The organism is Haemophilus sp. SZY H53 (assembly GCF_054332375.1).
In genome coordinates this window covers 36,993-52,158 of sequence record NZ_JBTGNV010000007.1, presented here as the reverse complement: position 1 = coordinate 52,158, position 15,166 = coordinate 36,993, and the positions used below count along the sequence as shown (strand labels likewise).

General features: G+C 41.1%; 17 protein-coding genes. 12 read left to right on the top strand and 5 right to left on the bottom strand.

The window, feature by feature from the left end; translation table 11 throughout:
* The first annotated feature begins 2 nt into the window (after positions 1-2).
* The 9 genes from ACXVWB_RS07785 to fdhF all read left to right on the top strand — a co-directional run bounded on the left by ACXVWB_RS07785 (position 3) and on the right by fdhF (position 10,066).
* Positions 3-1,448, top strand: a complete 1,446-nt coding sequence (locus tag ACXVWB_RS07785; RefSeq protein ID WP_289902055.1) for a hydrogenase 4 subunit D — start codon at positions 3-5, stop codon at positions 1,446-1,448.
* A 15-nt stretch (positions 1,449-1,463) separates the two neighbouring features.
* Positions 1,464-2,102, top strand: coding sequence for a hydrogenase 4 membrane subunit (gene hyfE, locus ACXVWB_RS07780; RefSeq protein WP_289902056.1), 639 nt, complete (start codon positions 1,464-1,466; stop codon positions 2,100-2,102).
* A gap of 4 nt (positions 2,103-2,106) precedes the next feature.
* Positions 2,107-3,645 (top strand): hydrogenase 4 subunit F, encoded by a 1,539-nt coding sequence (locus ACXVWB_RS07775; protein ID WP_289902057.1) that lies wholly within the window; start codon positions 2,107-2,109, stop codon positions 3,643-3,645.
* Between the two features lie 20 nt (positions 3,646-3,665).
* A complete protein-coding gene (locus ACXVWB_RS07770; protein ID WP_289902058.1) occupies positions 3,666-5,396 on the top strand; it encodes a hydrogenase large subunit in 1,731 nt (576 codons plus the stop codon).
* Positions 5,397-5,408: 12 nt separating this feature from the next.
* Positions 5,409-6,056, top strand: a complete 648-nt coding sequence (locus ACXVWB_RS07765) for a formate hydrogenlyase complex iron-sulfur subunit (protein WP_049357457.1) — start codon at positions 5,409-5,411, stop codon at positions 6,054-6,056.
* Entirely contained in the window at positions 6,053-6,829 is a 777-nt protein-coding gene (locus ACXVWB_RS07760) for an NADH-quinone oxidoreductase subunit B family protein (protein ID WP_288505530.1), read from the top strand. The genes ACXVWB_RS07765 and ACXVWB_RS07760 overlap by 4 nt, the downstream gene beginning before the upstream one ends.
* 44 nt (positions 6,830-6,873) lie before the next feature.
* Positions 6,874-7,281: a formate hydrogenlyase maturation HycH family protein gene (locus ACXVWB_RS07755; RefSeq protein WP_289902059.1), complete on the top strand. Its 408-nt coding sequence runs from the start codon at positions 6,874-6,876 to the stop codon at positions 7,279-7,281.
* Entirely contained in the window at positions 7,271-7,729 is a 459-nt protein-coding gene (gene hycI, locus ACXVWB_RS07750) for a hydrogenase maturation peptidase HycI (protein WP_289902060.1), read from the top strand. The genes ACXVWB_RS07755 and hycI overlap by 11 nt, the downstream gene beginning before the upstream one ends.
* A gap of 183 nt (positions 7,730-7,912) precedes the next feature.
* A complete protein-coding gene (gene fdhF / locus ACXVWB_RS07745; protein ID WP_289902094.1) occupies positions 7,913-10,066 on the top strand; it encodes a formate dehydrogenase subunit alpha in 2,154 nt (717 codons plus the stop codon).
* Positions 10,067-10,149: 83 nt separating this feature from the next.
* Here fdhF and ACXVWB_RS07740 read toward each other — a convergent pair whose 3' ends face one another.
* The 5 genes from ACXVWB_RS07740 to ACXVWB_RS07720 are packed head-to-tail and all read right to left on the bottom strand — an operon-like array spanning position 10,150 to position 13,231.
* A complete protein-coding gene (locus tag ACXVWB_RS07740) occupies positions 10,150-10,791 on the bottom strand; it encodes an energy-coupling factor ABC transporter ATP-binding protein (protein WP_049357449.1) in 642 nt (213 codons plus the stop codon).
* The gene (locus ACXVWB_RS07735; protein WP_289902061.1) at positions 10,791-11,435 is read right to left on the bottom strand and encodes an energy-coupling factor transporter transmembrane component T family protein; all 645 of its coding nucleotides are present in this window, start codon (positions 11,433-11,435) and stop codon (positions 10,791-10,793) included. Before ACXVWB_RS07735 ends, ACXVWB_RS07740 begins: the two co-directional genes overlap by 1 nt.
* Positions 11,432-12,043, bottom strand: a complete 612-nt coding sequence (cbiM, locus tag ACXVWB_RS07730; protein WP_289902062.1) for a cobalt transporter CbiM — start codon at positions 12,041-12,043, stop codon at positions 11,432-11,434. The genes ACXVWB_RS07735 and cbiM overlap by 4 nt, the downstream gene beginning before the upstream one ends.
* Position 12,044: 1 nt before the next feature.
* Positions 12,045-12,548: a carboxypeptidase regulatory-like domain-containing protein gene (locus ACXVWB_RS07725; RefSeq protein ID WP_289902063.1), complete on the bottom strand. Its 504-nt coding sequence runs from the start codon at positions 12,546-12,548 to the stop codon at positions 12,045-12,047.
* Positions 12,548-13,231, bottom strand: coding sequence for a DUF4198 domain-containing protein (locus ACXVWB_RS07720; protein ID WP_289902064.1), 684 nt, complete (start codon positions 13,229-13,231; stop codon positions 12,548-12,550). The genes ACXVWB_RS07725 and ACXVWB_RS07720 overlap by 1 nt, the downstream gene beginning before the upstream one ends.
* An 85-nt stretch (positions 13,232-13,316) precedes the next feature.
* Here ACXVWB_RS07720 and ACXVWB_RS07715 point away from each other — a divergent pair, with 85 nt between their 5' ends.
* The 3 genes from ACXVWB_RS07715 (at position 13,317) to hypB (ending at position 15,163) form a co-directional block, all read left to right on the top strand.
* Complete coding sequence (locus ACXVWB_RS07715; protein ID WP_128787424.1) at positions 13,317-13,730, top strand: MerR family transcriptional regulator; 414 nt, start codon at positions 13,317-13,319, stop codon at positions 13,728-13,730.
* 97 nt (positions 13,731-13,827) lie between these two features.
* Positions 13,828-14,169 (top strand): hydrogenase maturation nickel metallochaperone HypA, encoded by a 342-nt coding sequence (gene hypA / locus ACXVWB_RS07710; RefSeq protein ID WP_289902065.1) that lies wholly within the window; start codon positions 13,828-13,830, stop codon positions 14,167-14,169.
* Between the two features lie 187 nt (positions 14,170-14,356).
* Positions 14,357-15,163, top strand: a complete 807-nt coding sequence (hypB, locus tag ACXVWB_RS07705; RefSeq protein WP_070590768.1) for a hydrogenase nickel incorporation protein HypB — start codon at positions 14,357-14,359, stop codon at positions 15,161-15,163.
* Positions 15,164-15,166 lie beyond the last annotated feature (3 nt).

Sequence of the window (15,166 nt, the reverse complement as noted above, 5' to 3'; positions counted from 1 at the left end):
ATATGGAACGTTTAGCTCTGATTACAATCATTTTACCTTTCGTAGGGGCGTTTATTGTTGGTTTGAACAAAAAACACTTTGCTCAAATTGCCACTGTATTTGCAGCGCTTGCTACGTTAGGAACCATGTTAGTTGCTGGGCAATGGTTTGCCGATGGTCATCAAAGCGTCACTTATGACATCGTCGCTTTTGATAAAACGGCGATCTTTGGTGTCACTCTTGATGCAGTCAGTACATTAATTGCCTTTGCCGTTGTGGCCTTGGGTTTCTTAATCTGCTTATATTCTTGCGGATACTTAACCGATAAAAACCGTGAGCACCCACATAACGGGTTACCACGTTTTTATGCCTTCTTGCTCATCTTTATTGGTGCCATGGCAGGCTTGGTGTATTCCTCAACTTTAGCAGGACAATTATTGTTCTTCGAAATTACTGGGGGATGTTCTTGGGCATTAATCAGTTATTACCAAACACCAAAAGCCCAAGCCGCTGCAATGAAAGCGTTGATTATTACCCATGTTGGTGCAATCGGGTTATATATTGCTGCAGCCTATTTGTTCAGCCAATCAGGTACATTCTCCATCACAGCATTAGAACATTTAGATCCGAGTGCGAAAACCATCGTGCTATTTGGTGTGATGTTTGCTGCGTGGGGTAAATCAGCGCAATTACCAATGCAAATTTGGTTACCAAATGCGATGGAAGCACCAACACCGGTGAGTGCATATTTGCACGCTGCATCAATGGTTAAAGTTGGGGTCTATATTTTCGCTCGTTCAGTTATGTCTGCTGGTGAGATTCCACATATTGTGGGTGAAGTCGGCATCATCATGGCGATGATTACCTTGATTTACGGCTTCTTGATGTACTTGCCACAAACTGACTTAAAACGTTTATTGGCGTATTCCACCATTACCCAACTTTCTTATATTTTCATTGGGATTTCTCTTGCTGCATTAGGTTCTAAATTGGCCTTTGTGGCAGCGATTAGCTACATCTTCAACCATGCTTTCGCGAAAAGCTTATTCTTCTTGGTCGCTGGTTCATTAAGTTATGCGACAGGAACCCGCTCAATGCCATTGTTACGAGGTATTATGCGTACAATGCCAGTGGTCGGTGCAGGATTTGGTGTTGCAGCATTAGCTATTGCTGGGGTACCACCATTTAATGGATTCTTCAGTAAATATCCATTATTTGCGGCCGGATTTGAATTAGGCAATGAATATGGCTGGATTACTTGGTTAGTGGTACTTGCTTTAGTTGAATCTACCGCGACATTCGTGTGGTTGTTGTATAAATTCGGACAATGTGTCATTGGTAAACCATCAGAAGCAGTTGCCAATGCACAACCTATACCATTCTCTATGCGTTTTGTGTTAGTTGTATTAATGGTGATGTCCGTGGTGTCCAGTTTTATCGCCGCATATTGGCTAGGTTTGGCTGGTTAGGTTAAGGAGGAATCTATGTTAATGATAAATGGACTTGCGTGTTTACTCATTATTACCTCTCTTTGCGTAATTATGGCTCGAACCGCCAAAAAAGCTGCGTTATTTTATAGTTTGCAATCATTGGTGTTGGTGTTACTGTTTGTCTATCTTGCCAATGAAATGCAAGCCCATGAACTTTATATGTGGTCAATCAGCGCATTTATTACCAAAGTGGTTTTGGTGCCCGCGATTTTAATCTATGCGATGAAAAAAGTTGATGAAAGTCAAACTCCTGCTGGAATAAATGTCGCTTGGTTGATCCCGATCACAGCAGTGATAGTGACATTGTGCTACTTTGTCGTTGTCCCAATCGATTTACCGTTGGTTGCGCATCTTAAACCGGCATTATCAGTGTCATTAAGTCACTTCTTATTAGGTTTAGTGTGCATTGTTAGCCAACGCAATATCGTAAAACAAGTATTCGGTTATTGTTTGATGGAAAACGGTTCTCATCTCACATTAGCCTTATTGGCAAATAAAGCACCTGAGTTAGTGGAAATCGGAATTGCCACAGATGCTATCTTTGCCGTCATCATAATGGTGGTGTTGGTAAACAAAATTTACCGTACATTCCACTCATTAGATGCAAAACAACTTATGAGTTTGAAGGGGTAACGCTATGTATGAACAATGGATAATCGCGTTATTAATCGCACCTTTAGCAATATCACTTGCCAGTTTCGCTTGTGGCGTGACAAAAGCACGGACAATTTGTACCGCACTTCATGTTACAGGTTTGATTTTGATGTTAGCATTTGCCTTACAAATTATTAATGGCGTGCTAACTCAGGGGGAAATCAGTGCATTAAATAACTGGGTTTACATCGACAGTCTATCTGCTATTTTCTTAGGGCTCATCGCTATTGTTGGAACATTAGCCGGTATTTATTCAATCGGTTATATTGGTACTGAATATCGCGAAGGGCATCTTGATTTGAAAACATATTGCAATTATTACGGCTTTTTGCATTTGTTTTTCTTCACTATGATTATTTCTGTGATCACCAATAACGTGATTTTGATGTGGGCTGCTATTGAAGCAACTACATTAAGTTCTGCGTTCTTGGTCGGTACATACAAACAAAAAACTTCTCTTGAAGCCGCATGGAAATACATCATTATTTGTTCTGTTGGGGTCGCGTTCGGATTGTATGGCACGATTTTAACCTTCTCTAATGGTACGAATCTTTTGGCAGATCCTAGCCAAGCCATTTTCTGGACAGAAATCAATCAGCAAGCGGCTGGTTTGAATCCGATGCTCATGTATCTTGCTTTTGCCTTCATTTTGGTTGGCTTTGGTACTAAGTGCGGTCTATTTCCAATGCATACTTGGCTATCCGATGCACACAGTGAAGCGCCAAGTCCGGTGAGTGCGATTTTATCTGCGGTATTATTGAACTGTGCCATGTTGGTGGTATTGCGCTACTACATCTTAGTTTCTAAAGCAGTTGGTCCAACTTACCCTCAAACCTTATTGTTGGTATTTGGTTTACTTTCTGTATTGGTTGCGGCCTTGTTTATTATCGTTCAATTCGACATCAAACGCTTATTGGCATACTCCAGTATTGAAAACATGGGTTTAATTAGCTTCGCTTTTGGTTTAGGTGGCCCAATCGGCGTATTTGCTGGGTTATTACATACCATTAACCATAGCTTAGCGAAAACCTTGCTGTTCTGTGCTTCTGGTAACATTTTATTGAAATACAAAACCCGTGATATGAACCAAGTACGAGGTTTATGGCATGTGGCACCAATGACAGCGGTATTATTTGCCGGAGGTGCATTAGCACTAGGTGGTATTCCACCATTTAACGTGTTCGTCAGTGAATTCAGTATTGCTGTTGCGGGTATTTACGCAGGTAAAACTTGGTTAATGGTATTCTGTTTAATTTTACTCACTATTGTGTTAGCTGGATTGTCTTTAATGGTATTAAAAACTGTATTAGGCAAACAGCCAGATAATATTGAAGTGGGGGATGTGAACAAGGTTTCACTCGTGGCGATGGCAATTTTATTGTTATTCATGTTTATTATGGGTATTCATATTGCCGAACCAATTTTGCAGTTATTAAAAAGTGCGGTCGGAATTGTACTCGGATCTGAACAAGTGTCTTTTGGTGAAATGTTAATTTTACCTTGGCAAAGTTTAGCGCAATGATCGACAGGAGGGATAAATATATGGAATTAACTAAAAATACATCAGTCGATCCAGCCAAAATGATTGGTAAAAATTATATTGAAGCAATTAATGCGAAATTTCCAAATACCATTTTGGACGAGGAGTGGTCAACACCCAATCAGGTTACGCTTACCGTAAAAACGAATATGTTACCTGATGTGGTGGAATATCTCTATTACCAACATGACGGTTGGTTGCCTTTAGTATTCGGGAATGATGAACGCTCAATCCACGGCAATTATGCAGTGTACTATGTGCTTTCCATGGAAGGGGAGGTTAAAACCTTTGTCACCATTAAAGCCTTAGTTGATCCAGTCAGCTTGGAATTCCCGTCAGTAACACCAAAAGTCAAAGCGGCAGTTTGGGGTGAACGTGAATTATTCGATATGTATGGTTTGAAAGCCGTTGGTTTACCTGACCAACGCCGCTTAGTGTTGCCAGATGATTGGCCGGATGATCTTTATCCATTACGTAAAGACTCCATGGACTATCGTTTACGTCCGGATCCAACAACGGCAACAGAAACATACGAATTTATTAACGAAAAAGGCGAAGCGCGCATTGTGCCAATTGGCCCATTACACATCACCTCTGACGAACCAGGACACTTCCGTTTATTCGTGGATGGGGAAGACATCATTGATGCGGACTATCGTTTGTTCTATGTGCACCGCGGTATGGAAAAATTGGCAGAAACTCGTATGGATTACGACCAAGTCAACTTCCTTGCCGACCGTGTGTGCGGGATTTGCGGTTTTACCCACAGTGTGGCGTATGCCAATTCCGTAGAAAGCGCTTTGGGGATTCAAATTCCAAAACGCGCTGAATGGATCCGTGCGATTTTGTTAGAAGTAGAACGTTTACACAGTCACTTATTAAACTTAGGTTTATCCAGCCACTTTACTGGCTTTGATACCGGTTTTATGCAATTTTTCCGTGTTCGTGAGAAATCCATGACCTTGGCTGAAGTGCTAACCGGTGCACGTAAAACCTATGGTATTAACCTTATCGGTGGTGTGCGTCGCGATATGTTGAAACATCAACGTGAACAATGTATCAAGTTGATTGGTGAAATGCGTGAAGAACTCAAAACCTTAACCGATATTTTATTAAATACACCGAATATGGAACAACGTACGGTGGGTGTCGGTGTCTTGGCAAAAGATATCGCGCGTGACTTTAGCCCGGTTGGTCCAATGATTCGTGGTTCTGGCTTTGCGCGTGATGTGCGTAAAGTACATCCATTCTCTGGTTATGGCGATATCCCTTTCAATCTCTTCACTGAAGCAAATGGCGACGTGTTATCCCGTGTGAAAGTGCGGATTAATGAAGTATTTGAATCTATGAATATCATTGATTACATGGTGGATAATTTGCCAAGTGGTGAAATCTTAAAAGAAGGTTTCAATTATACGCCTGGACGTTTTGCTTTAGGGATTACGGAAGCGCCACGTGGTGAAGATATTCACTGGTCAATGCTAGGCGACAACCAAAAACTTTTCCGTTGGCGTTGTCGTGCTGCCACTTATGCTAACTGGCCAACCTTGCGCTATATGTTGCGTGGCAACACTGTGTCTGATGCGCCACTTATTATTGGTAGTCTTGACCCTTGCTATTCTTGTACCGACCGTGTCACCGTGGTGGATGTACGTAAACGCAAAGCGAAAACCGTGGATTATAAAGAGATTGAACGCTACGGTATCGAACGTAAAAATTCACCATTGAAATAGGGGAGGCGGAAAATGTTTAAATTACTAAAAACGGTATTTAAAGCCGGTGATGTTACCACCAAATATCCGTTCAAACCTTATGAAGTTGATGATGATTTTAGAGGAAAACCGGAACTCAATTCTGATCAATGTATAGTCTGCGCGGCTTGTACCATTGCCTGTCCAGCCAATGCGTTGACCATGAGAACGGATCCAGTGACAGGCGAACGTACCTGGTCATTATTCCTTGGTCGTTGTATTTTCTGTGGACGTTGCGAAGAAGTTTGCCCAACCAAAGCCATTCGCTTATCACAAGATTTTGAACTATCAGTGACCAATAAACAGGATCTTTTCCAAGAAACTACCTTTGCTACAGTAACTTGTCAGGAATGTGGTCAACCGTTTATTTCTTATAAAGAACTGAATTACACCATTGATTTATTCAAACAAACTTTGGATAAACCAGAATTAGTGAAACAAAAATTGGCAGAGTTGCATACTTGTCCGGTTTGTAAACGTCAGCACAGCTTAGAAAAAACCGCGAATATGGAATCCAACATGCGGATGAAATTAATCGACTTTAAAGAGCCAGTTCGCTTGAATTTCAAAAAAGCACTCGAACAACGAGAACAAAGTGCGGTTGATGTACCTAACGTTTTAGCAGGAGGCGAAAGACGATGAACACACAAATTCCAATGCCGGTCAATGGCATATCAACACCGTTTAGTATTGATGAAAATATTGCCAAAATGAAACAAACGTTGCTGAAAGATATTCAACGTTCAGCTTATGTTTATCGTGTGGACTGCGGCGGTTGTAATGGGTGTGAAATCGAAATTTTCAGTACCATTACGCCAACATTCGATGCAGAACGTTTTGGTATTAAAGTGGTCGCTTCACCTCGTCATGCAGACATTTTATTATTCACCGGTGCGGTTACTCGTGCTATGCGCACTCCTGCCATGCGTGCTTACCAAGCTGCGCCTGATCCAAAGATCTGTATTGCTTACGGAGCTTGCGGTTGCGGCGGTGGTATTTTCCACGATCTCTATTGTGTATGGGGTGGTTCTGACCAAATTGTACCGGTTGATGTGTATATCCCTGGCTGTCCTCCAACTCCTGCAGCGACCATTTATGGATTCGCAGTAGCACTTGGTTTGCTTGATCAAAAACTCAAAGGTAAACAAGAAAAAGCTGATCCTAACGCAGAAGCTAAATTGCGTTTCCCAACCATTCCGTTAGATTTGCGTATTAGTCTTGAACGTGAAGCACGTCGTCTTGCCGGTTATCGTCAAGGCGGCAACATTGCTAACCAATTTATGGCAATGATGACAGAAAATGATAAAGTGCCATTTGGTGTACGTTTAGGTGAATACCTAGAACGCGAAGCCGATCCGCGTTTAAGCGAAATCGTCAATCGTTTGCATGCGATTAGTATGCCGTTTTCGGGATAATTAATGATGGGGCAAGTGATTGCCCCTATAAAAATGGGAATGTTATGACAACGAAAGTCTTTTTCTATTTATTAAATGAACGTTTCGTCGAAAATGATGAACAGGTGCCAGAGCAAGCAAAACAGGTGATGTATTACTCTTTGGCGATAGGTCACCATGTTGGCGTAATTGATTGTTTTAAAAAATTACTGGTTTGCGATTACGATGCTTATCAACGTTTTGTAGATAGCTTTCCAGAAGGGGATGCTAAACGTAAATTTGCCGGCTTAATACGATTCGGTGAAATCGTGATTGATTCTAGCCATGTCAATTTATTGGCGAAAGCGATGGATGAAAATAAAGCAAATTTCACCCCAGAACATCAAGAGAGGGTCGAAATTCTGATGAATACGTTAGCATCAATTCAGCGTGAACCTGTGATGTATATTATGGTGAAACGTCGTGACGAATAATGTGATCTTAACCGTTGGCAACAGCATGATGGGGGATGACGGTGCTGGCCCTTATCTCTATCAGCTATTGAATGAAAATCCATTGCCAAATTGGACCGCACTTGACGGTGGCTCAGCACCGGAAAATGTTGCACATATTGTGCGAGGCATGAAACCTGATTTGCTTTTAATTTTCGATGCGGCTGATATGGAATTAGCACCGGGCAAAATCCGAATCATTGAAAAAGAGAGCATTGCGGAAATGTTTTTCATGAGTACGCATAATATGCCGCTCAATTATCTCATCGAGCAACTGGAACAAGATATTAAACAAATTGTTTTTGTTGGGCTTCAACCCGATCTGGTTTCCTTTGGTTTTCCAATGACAGAAAGCGTAAAAGAGTCTGTGCAATTTATGTATGATTTTTTAAAAGAGGGAAGATCGCTTGAAGAGATTCCTGTTTTGTAAAAAAGTGAGGGTGATTTTCTAAACATATTTTAAAAATATTACGAAAACCTGTTTTATATCAATAAATCCATGTTTTTTATAAGACTATAAGTTGATTTTGGGTGTAATATATACCCAGAATTAATTATTCTAATTCTATCTCTAACCTCGTGTTGTATCTAAAATAAGGACGTTACTATGGCTATTAAAAAAGTAATTACCGTATGTCCGTATTGTGCCTCAGGTTGTAAAATCCATCTTTTGGTGGAAAACAACAAAATTGTGGGAGCTGAAGGTGCAAACGGCAAGACAAACGAAGGGGAGTTATGCCTAAAAGGATATTATGGCTGGGATTTTGTGCATGATACAAAAATCCTGACTCCTCGCCTGACTCAACCGATGATCCGCTACAAACGTGGCGAACCATTCACACCAGTGAGCTGGGAAGAAGCGATTTCTTACACAGCAAAACGTCTCAGTGAAATCAAAGAAAAGTACGGTAACGAATCTATTATGGTAACGGGCTCTTCCCGTGGACCAGGTAACGAAGTGAACTTCGTTATGCAAAAATTCGCCCGTGCGGTATTAGGAAATAACAACATTGACTGTTGTGCGCGCGTGTGACACGGCCCTTCTGTAACAGGTCTGCTCAAATCGGTCGGTAACGGCGCAATGTCCAACTCAATTGTTGAGATTGAAGATACCAAATGCGTATTTATTTTTGGCTATAATGCCTCCACTTCACATCCTATTGTGGCGCGTCGGATTAACCACGCCAAAGCAAAAGGGGCGAAAGTGATTGTTTGTGACCCTCGTAAAATCGAAACAGCCCGTATTGCGGATATTTATGCACCGCTTGCTAACGGGTCTAACGTGGCATTCTTGAATGCGATGATGAATGTGATTTTAGAAGAAGGATTACAAGATCAAACATTTATTGATGAACACACCGAAAACTTCGATGCGTTCTATGAAACCGTGAAAGCTTATACACCGGAATCCACTCAACACATCACCGGTATTGAGCCTGAAATGTTGCGTGAAATTGCCCGCACTTATGCGAAAGCGGAAACCGCTACTATCTTATGGGGTATGGGCGTTTGCCAATTCCGTCAAGGTGTAGAAACCGTACGTGCATTAGCAAGCTTGGCAATGCTTACCGGTAACTTAGGTAAACCAAATGTTGGGGTGAACCCAGTACGTGGTCAAAACAACGTACAGGGTGCATGCGATATGGGGGCGTTATTCAACACATTACCTGGCTATCAAAGTTTTGCTAATCCAGAGATTAATGCAAAATTTGCGAAAGCTTGGGGCGTGCCATCTATTCCAACCAAACCTGGTGTGCCGTTGAGTGAAGTGCCTGAAGCGATCATGGAAGATAAAATTAAAGCATTCTATATCATGGGTGAAGATACATTACAAACTGAGCCTGATATTAATGCGGTTAAAAAAGCCTTCGAGAAAGTTGAGCTTCTTATTGTTCAAGATATCTTCATGACTCAAACCGCAGCAGAAGCAGATATTTTATTACCTGCGACTTCTTGTGCTGAGCATGAAGGGGTGTATAGTGCCGCCGACCGTGGTTTCCAACGTTTCTATAAAGCGGTTGAACCAACCGGCGATGTTAAGGATGACTGGGTGATCATTAGCGAAATTGCTACGGCAATGGGCTACCCAATGCACTATAACAATACCAAAGAAATTTGGGATGAGTTACGTGATCTTTGTCCACTTTATAAAGGGGCAACTTACGAAAAAATGGAAGGTATGGGCTATATCCAATGGCCATGTACTGACGAAGGTCCTGAAGATCAAGGTACAACATACTTGTATAAAGGCCAAATCTTCGACCGTCCGAATGGCAAAGCTGAGTTCTTTGCTTGTGATTGGGAGCCACCGATGGAAGAGCTTTCTGAAGAATTCCCATTAGTACTCTCTACCGTGCGTGAAGTTGGTCACTATTCTTGCCGTTCAATGACTGGTAACTGCCGCGCTCTAGCTGCACTAGCGGATGAGCCGGGATTCGTACAAATGAATGATCAAGATGCCAAAGAATTAGGTATTAAAAATAATGACTTGGTTTGGATTGCTTCTCCGCGTGGTAAAGTGATTTCTCGCGCGGATGTGAGCACTCGTACTAACAAAGGCGCTTGTTATATGACCTATCAATGGTGGATCGGTAAATGTAACGAATTAACCGCTGAACATTTGAACCCGGGTTCTAGAACGCCGGAATACAAATATAGCGCGGTTCGTATTGAGAAAATTGAAGACCAAGCCTGGGCTGAACGCTATGTGGTCACTGAATACGCGAAATTAAAAAATCGCTTAAAAGAAACCGCACTTGTGGCTTAATTAGTGTCATAAATGAATGACGGGCGAACTTAAATGGTTCGCCCGTTTTTTATTCAATTATTTTCTCATGATTATGAACGCATTTAGCCATCATTATCTGTGGCTAAAGACAAACAGGAATCGGCGAGCGTTTCACTAAAGTGTAAATCATGCGAGGCAATAAGCATTGGTAACTGTAACTCGCGTAAAAGTGCGGTCAGTTTGGCAATATTTTTTACATCCAGTCCATTGGTTGGTTCATCAAGTAATAATACTTTGGGTTGCATCGCTAGCACGCCAGCCAGTGCAGTAAAATTCTGTTCACCACCAGATAGGGTATTCACGGAACGATCTTTTAATCCAACAATATTCAGACGTTCCAGTTGTTGCAAGGCAATTTGATAGGCTTCATCTCTGTTCAATCCTTGATTAAGTGGACCAAAGGCCACATCATCAAATACGGTTGGACCGAAAAGTTGATCGCCTGCATGTTGGAAACAGATACCAATCTTTCCACGTAACGGTACAAAATCTTTTTCTTGACGGCAGGTGTTATCGAACCAGCGAATCTCACCTTGTTGGTAAGGTATAAACCCTAATAGGCTATGTAATAGCGTTGATTTCCCACAACCAATATCGCCTTGTAAAAAAAGACGATGACCTTCAGGGAGCTCAAAAGAAAGGTTATCAATAATCACACGTTGGTCGCGCATGATCTGTAATTGTTTGACTTCGAGGACGTTCATCAAGATTTATCCTGTGTTTTTTTCACATCATGCAGCTGAAAGCCACGTGCTTTTAGCGCCATTTCTGTTTTTTCTGCTTTAACGAGAGCATGAATTAATAATAATGCCACGCGTTGTGATGCAATGAATAAGGTTCTGCTGTTAAGTTTTGGCTGGTATCCGCGTGCGCGCATTGCCATATCCATTTTTTTATGTACATCACCGAGTACAGAAATATAACGTACGGTTAGAACAAATAGGTGAAGTAGTTTTTCGGGCAATGGTAAACGACATAATGCTTGTAATAAAAGGCTCTTGTTCATATCAATTAACAAGAGGCGAGTTAAACTTAAAATCAAATTGAAGCGTAGCGTGATGAGCCGTGCGAGCTGAATACCCATTGGATTTAATACTAAACCTTGCTCGGTGATTTTCCAACTTAAGGTCAACCAAACAAGCAAAGTGAAAAAATTCAGTTTTAGCCAATATTTGAAATAACCGGCAAGGGATTTTTGATAACGTATTAGCGCAATAAGTAACCCGCTGAATACGATCAGATTAAGGATAATAAGCGTTGAAATATGTGTCATTGTGCTGACGATAAGTCCACACAAAAACACATAAATTAATCGTAAGTGCGGTTGAAAAATAGCAAGAAAATTCATTTCACTACACTGAGCGCTGTTGGATACATTTTGTTTAACAATAAGACCACCCCGACGCTGACGATACTGTCGACAATAAACACGGGAATATGTGATATCACCAGAAGCATAATTAGATCGCTGTAGGCTTTACCGCCATCTAGAGCCAAGACTAAAGAAGCGAGCAAGGCTGAACCGCCAACGCCGATCACGCCAGCTCCAATTCCTGCAGTAATTTGAGTGCGACGGGAATTGTCATTTTCAAGCCTTTTTGCAAATAGCCAATGTACAAGAAGGGCTGGTAATGCCATTACGCATAAATTGACACCTAATACGGCAAATCCCCCGAAGGAAAATAGCAGGGCTTGTAATACCAATGCGATTAAAAAAGCAGGGAAAACAGCCCAGCCGAGAAACAGGCCGGCCATGCCGTTTAAGATGAGATGCACGCTACCAATACCAACCGGTACATGAATGGTACCCGCAACAAAAAAAGCAGCAGCAAACAATGCTGTTAGCGGTAATTGCTGCGAATTGAGGCGTTTCAGGCCAATCATTACGCAGACTAATGCGACAGCTGCACCACCAAGCAATACGGGTGTATGCAACACACCTTCCGATAAATGCATATTATCTTTCCTTAGATTGCGACGCACGCGTCATCTTTGAGGCTCTAATCAATGCCCATAAGCCAAAAATACCAACAATATAACCGATACCACCAATAATATCGTGCAGGTAAATTTTGTCTTTTAATTTAGAAATATCTTCGCGAACCAACATCAATGCATTGTTACTGTTATTAGTGGTTTGTGCAGATACTCTGTTGGCAACAATTGAGGCTCGATGTCCTTCTTCACCTTCTATCACCACTTTAATGGCACCTTCGGTAGTCGTATTGATCGGATAGGCAAATTGCCCATCGCGATCCGTTTTGCCTTCCAATAGAGGAGAGTCCTGGCCTGCTTGCAAAATTTCCATATAAGTTTCTGCCGCAGGGGTCATATCGGAATAATAGGCTTTACCAGAGACTGTACGTCCATCATATTGTGCAAAAACATGCAAACTATGAGCCAATGCTGATGGTGCGCACAGCCAGGTGAAAAGTGCGGTTAAAAATATAACTCTTTTCATTATTTTGCATCAAAAGTCAGCATATATTCAACACTGCGCTCGGTATAGTCAGGGTTTTCTTTAACTGGCTCGTCAAATTCAGCCCAAACTTTGTTATAACCCGCTTTAGGGGTGAATTGTGCGATACCTTTTTCATTGGTTAAGTTGAATGGGTGATCTTCGCCTAACCCCACTTTGATGCCTTGCACAGGTTTACCTTTTACTAACACGAGAATATCGAGTGGTTGTCCCGCTTTCGGTTCACTTTGAGGGATTAATTCATAATCCATATTGTGTGATTTATTTGCTTGCGTATCCCAGTGTAAAATGGCTTTACCGAATTTGATTGGATTAACACTGCGTACAGCTTCAGGTGCCTGTTGTTTGGTTTTTTCGACATATTTACCGCTAGGTAATTTTGACCAAACACCATTATCAAAGCGAATAAACGCGATGGCTGCATCTGGTGCAGCAAAGTGTGCTTCGCCTTCCTTAAAGTTTACAGTGGCATTTTGCAATTGGCCCTTAGCATCGAGTAGGCGTACCACTTTTAATTTGCTTTGAGGATAGGTTTCAGTTTCCTCATGACCAAATTTAACCACATATTGCCCTTTTGCATCCTTAGCAGGCTCCAACCAAACATTATGTGCATTAGCAAGTGAAGCACCGAATAGTGCGGTAATAAACAATGCTGTTTTTTTCATGGAAGTTCTCCTTTTCTAACATGTGAATACTATGATAAAGTATAAAATATGAAGTAACTTCAGAGTCAAGTGTAATTTTATAAAAATGAAAATTGGTCAACTAGCCAATATTGTTGGCTGTACGGTGGAGGCCGTACGTTTCTATGAAAAGCAAGGATTAATCGAACCCGCCAAACGAACGAGCGGTAATTTTCGTGTTTATACGGAAGAGCATTTGAAACAACTTTCTTTTATTTGTTATTGCCGCAGTTTGGATATTTCACTAAAAGAAATCAAAATGTTGCTGAATCCGCAATGTGCCACTCAAGAGCAGGAAAGGGAAATCAATGAGCTGCTAGATCGACATATTCGAGAAGTATCAAAACGGATCCATGAATTAGCTCACTTGAGACTTCGCTTAATTCAGCTCAAAGGTAAATGTAGTCACTTTGAGCAAAATAATGATTTAATGAACACTTTATTGCAGCACAGTGGCATTAATTTTGTGCCGTTGAAATAAAGTATAATGCCAACACGGGTGAATATTGAAACTCAGAAAATGAATAGTAAAAAGAGCAGAATTAAAACATACTGCTTTTTATCCTAAGGAGAAAATCATGCACGAAATGTCCCTCTGTCAGAACATGATGGAAATTATTGAACAGCAACAGAAAAAGCATAACATCCATGAAGTGACAGATATCTGGCTAGAAATTGGAGCACTGTCTTGTGTCGAGCAAAGTGCGGTTGAATTTTGCTTTGAAATTATGCGTAAAGATACTGTTGCTGAAAATTGCCAATTACATTTTATTCATTTACCCGCGATAGCATGGTGCTGGCAATGTCAAAAGGAAGTAGAGATTGAGGCCTATCAGGATTGCTGTCCACATTGTCACAGTGCATGTTTACAACGTCGAAGCGGCACAGAATTTAGAGTGAAAGAAATTGCCGTAAAATAGCAGAGTATTTTAATTGGTTAGAATGTCGTCTGACTTTTGAATATAAAACCCGCTAACTGATTGATAGTATGTGTTTATCTCTCTTCAAAGAATATATTTAACATTGAGAATATGGTATTCTAACACACATGAATTAGCATAGATTCTAAGCATTTACAGAATAAACGAAAAATTATTGAGGTGACTTATGTGTACAACCTGTGGCTGTGGCCATCCAGACCAAGTCAGAATCGGTGAATTACCGCATGTTCATCATGATTCCAATGCGCAACATGCGACAAAACTACCTAATTTTTCTCACTCCTCCTTCCGCATGCCAGACACGCCGCAACAAGAAGAAACACAGCAACGATTACTGAAAGTAGAACAAGATATTCTTGGTGCCAACAATCAATTAGCCGATATGAATCGTCGTTTTTTTGCGAATCAGCATATTTTGGCACTTAATCTTGTTTCAAGTCCTGGTTCAGGCAAAACAACCTTATTGACGACTACGTTAAATGCATTAAAAAATGACTATCCTTGTTATGTGATCGAGGGCGATCAACAAACAGAAAACGATGCGGATCGTATTCGTCAAACCGGTGTGCCAGCAATTCAAGTTAATACGGGTAAAGGTTGTCATTTAGATGCACAAATGATTGGTAATGCATTGGTGAAATTGCAGCCACAGGAAAATAGTCTGATGTTTATTGAAAATGTCGGAAACCTAGTCTGCCCATCAGAATTTGATTTAGGTGAGCATGCCAAAGTAGTGATTTTATCTGTAACAGAAGGTGAAGATAAACCACTCAAATATCCACATATGTTTGCGGCTTCTAAGTTAATGATTTTAAACAAAGTGGATTTACTGCCGTACTTAAATTTCGATGTGGAAAAATGTATTGCTTATGCGAAACAAGTGAATCCAACAATTGAGGTTATCCAGTTGTCTTCTCAAAGTGGAGAAGGATTACAGCAATGGCTAGACTGGTTAAAAGCGCAAGAACGATAGGAG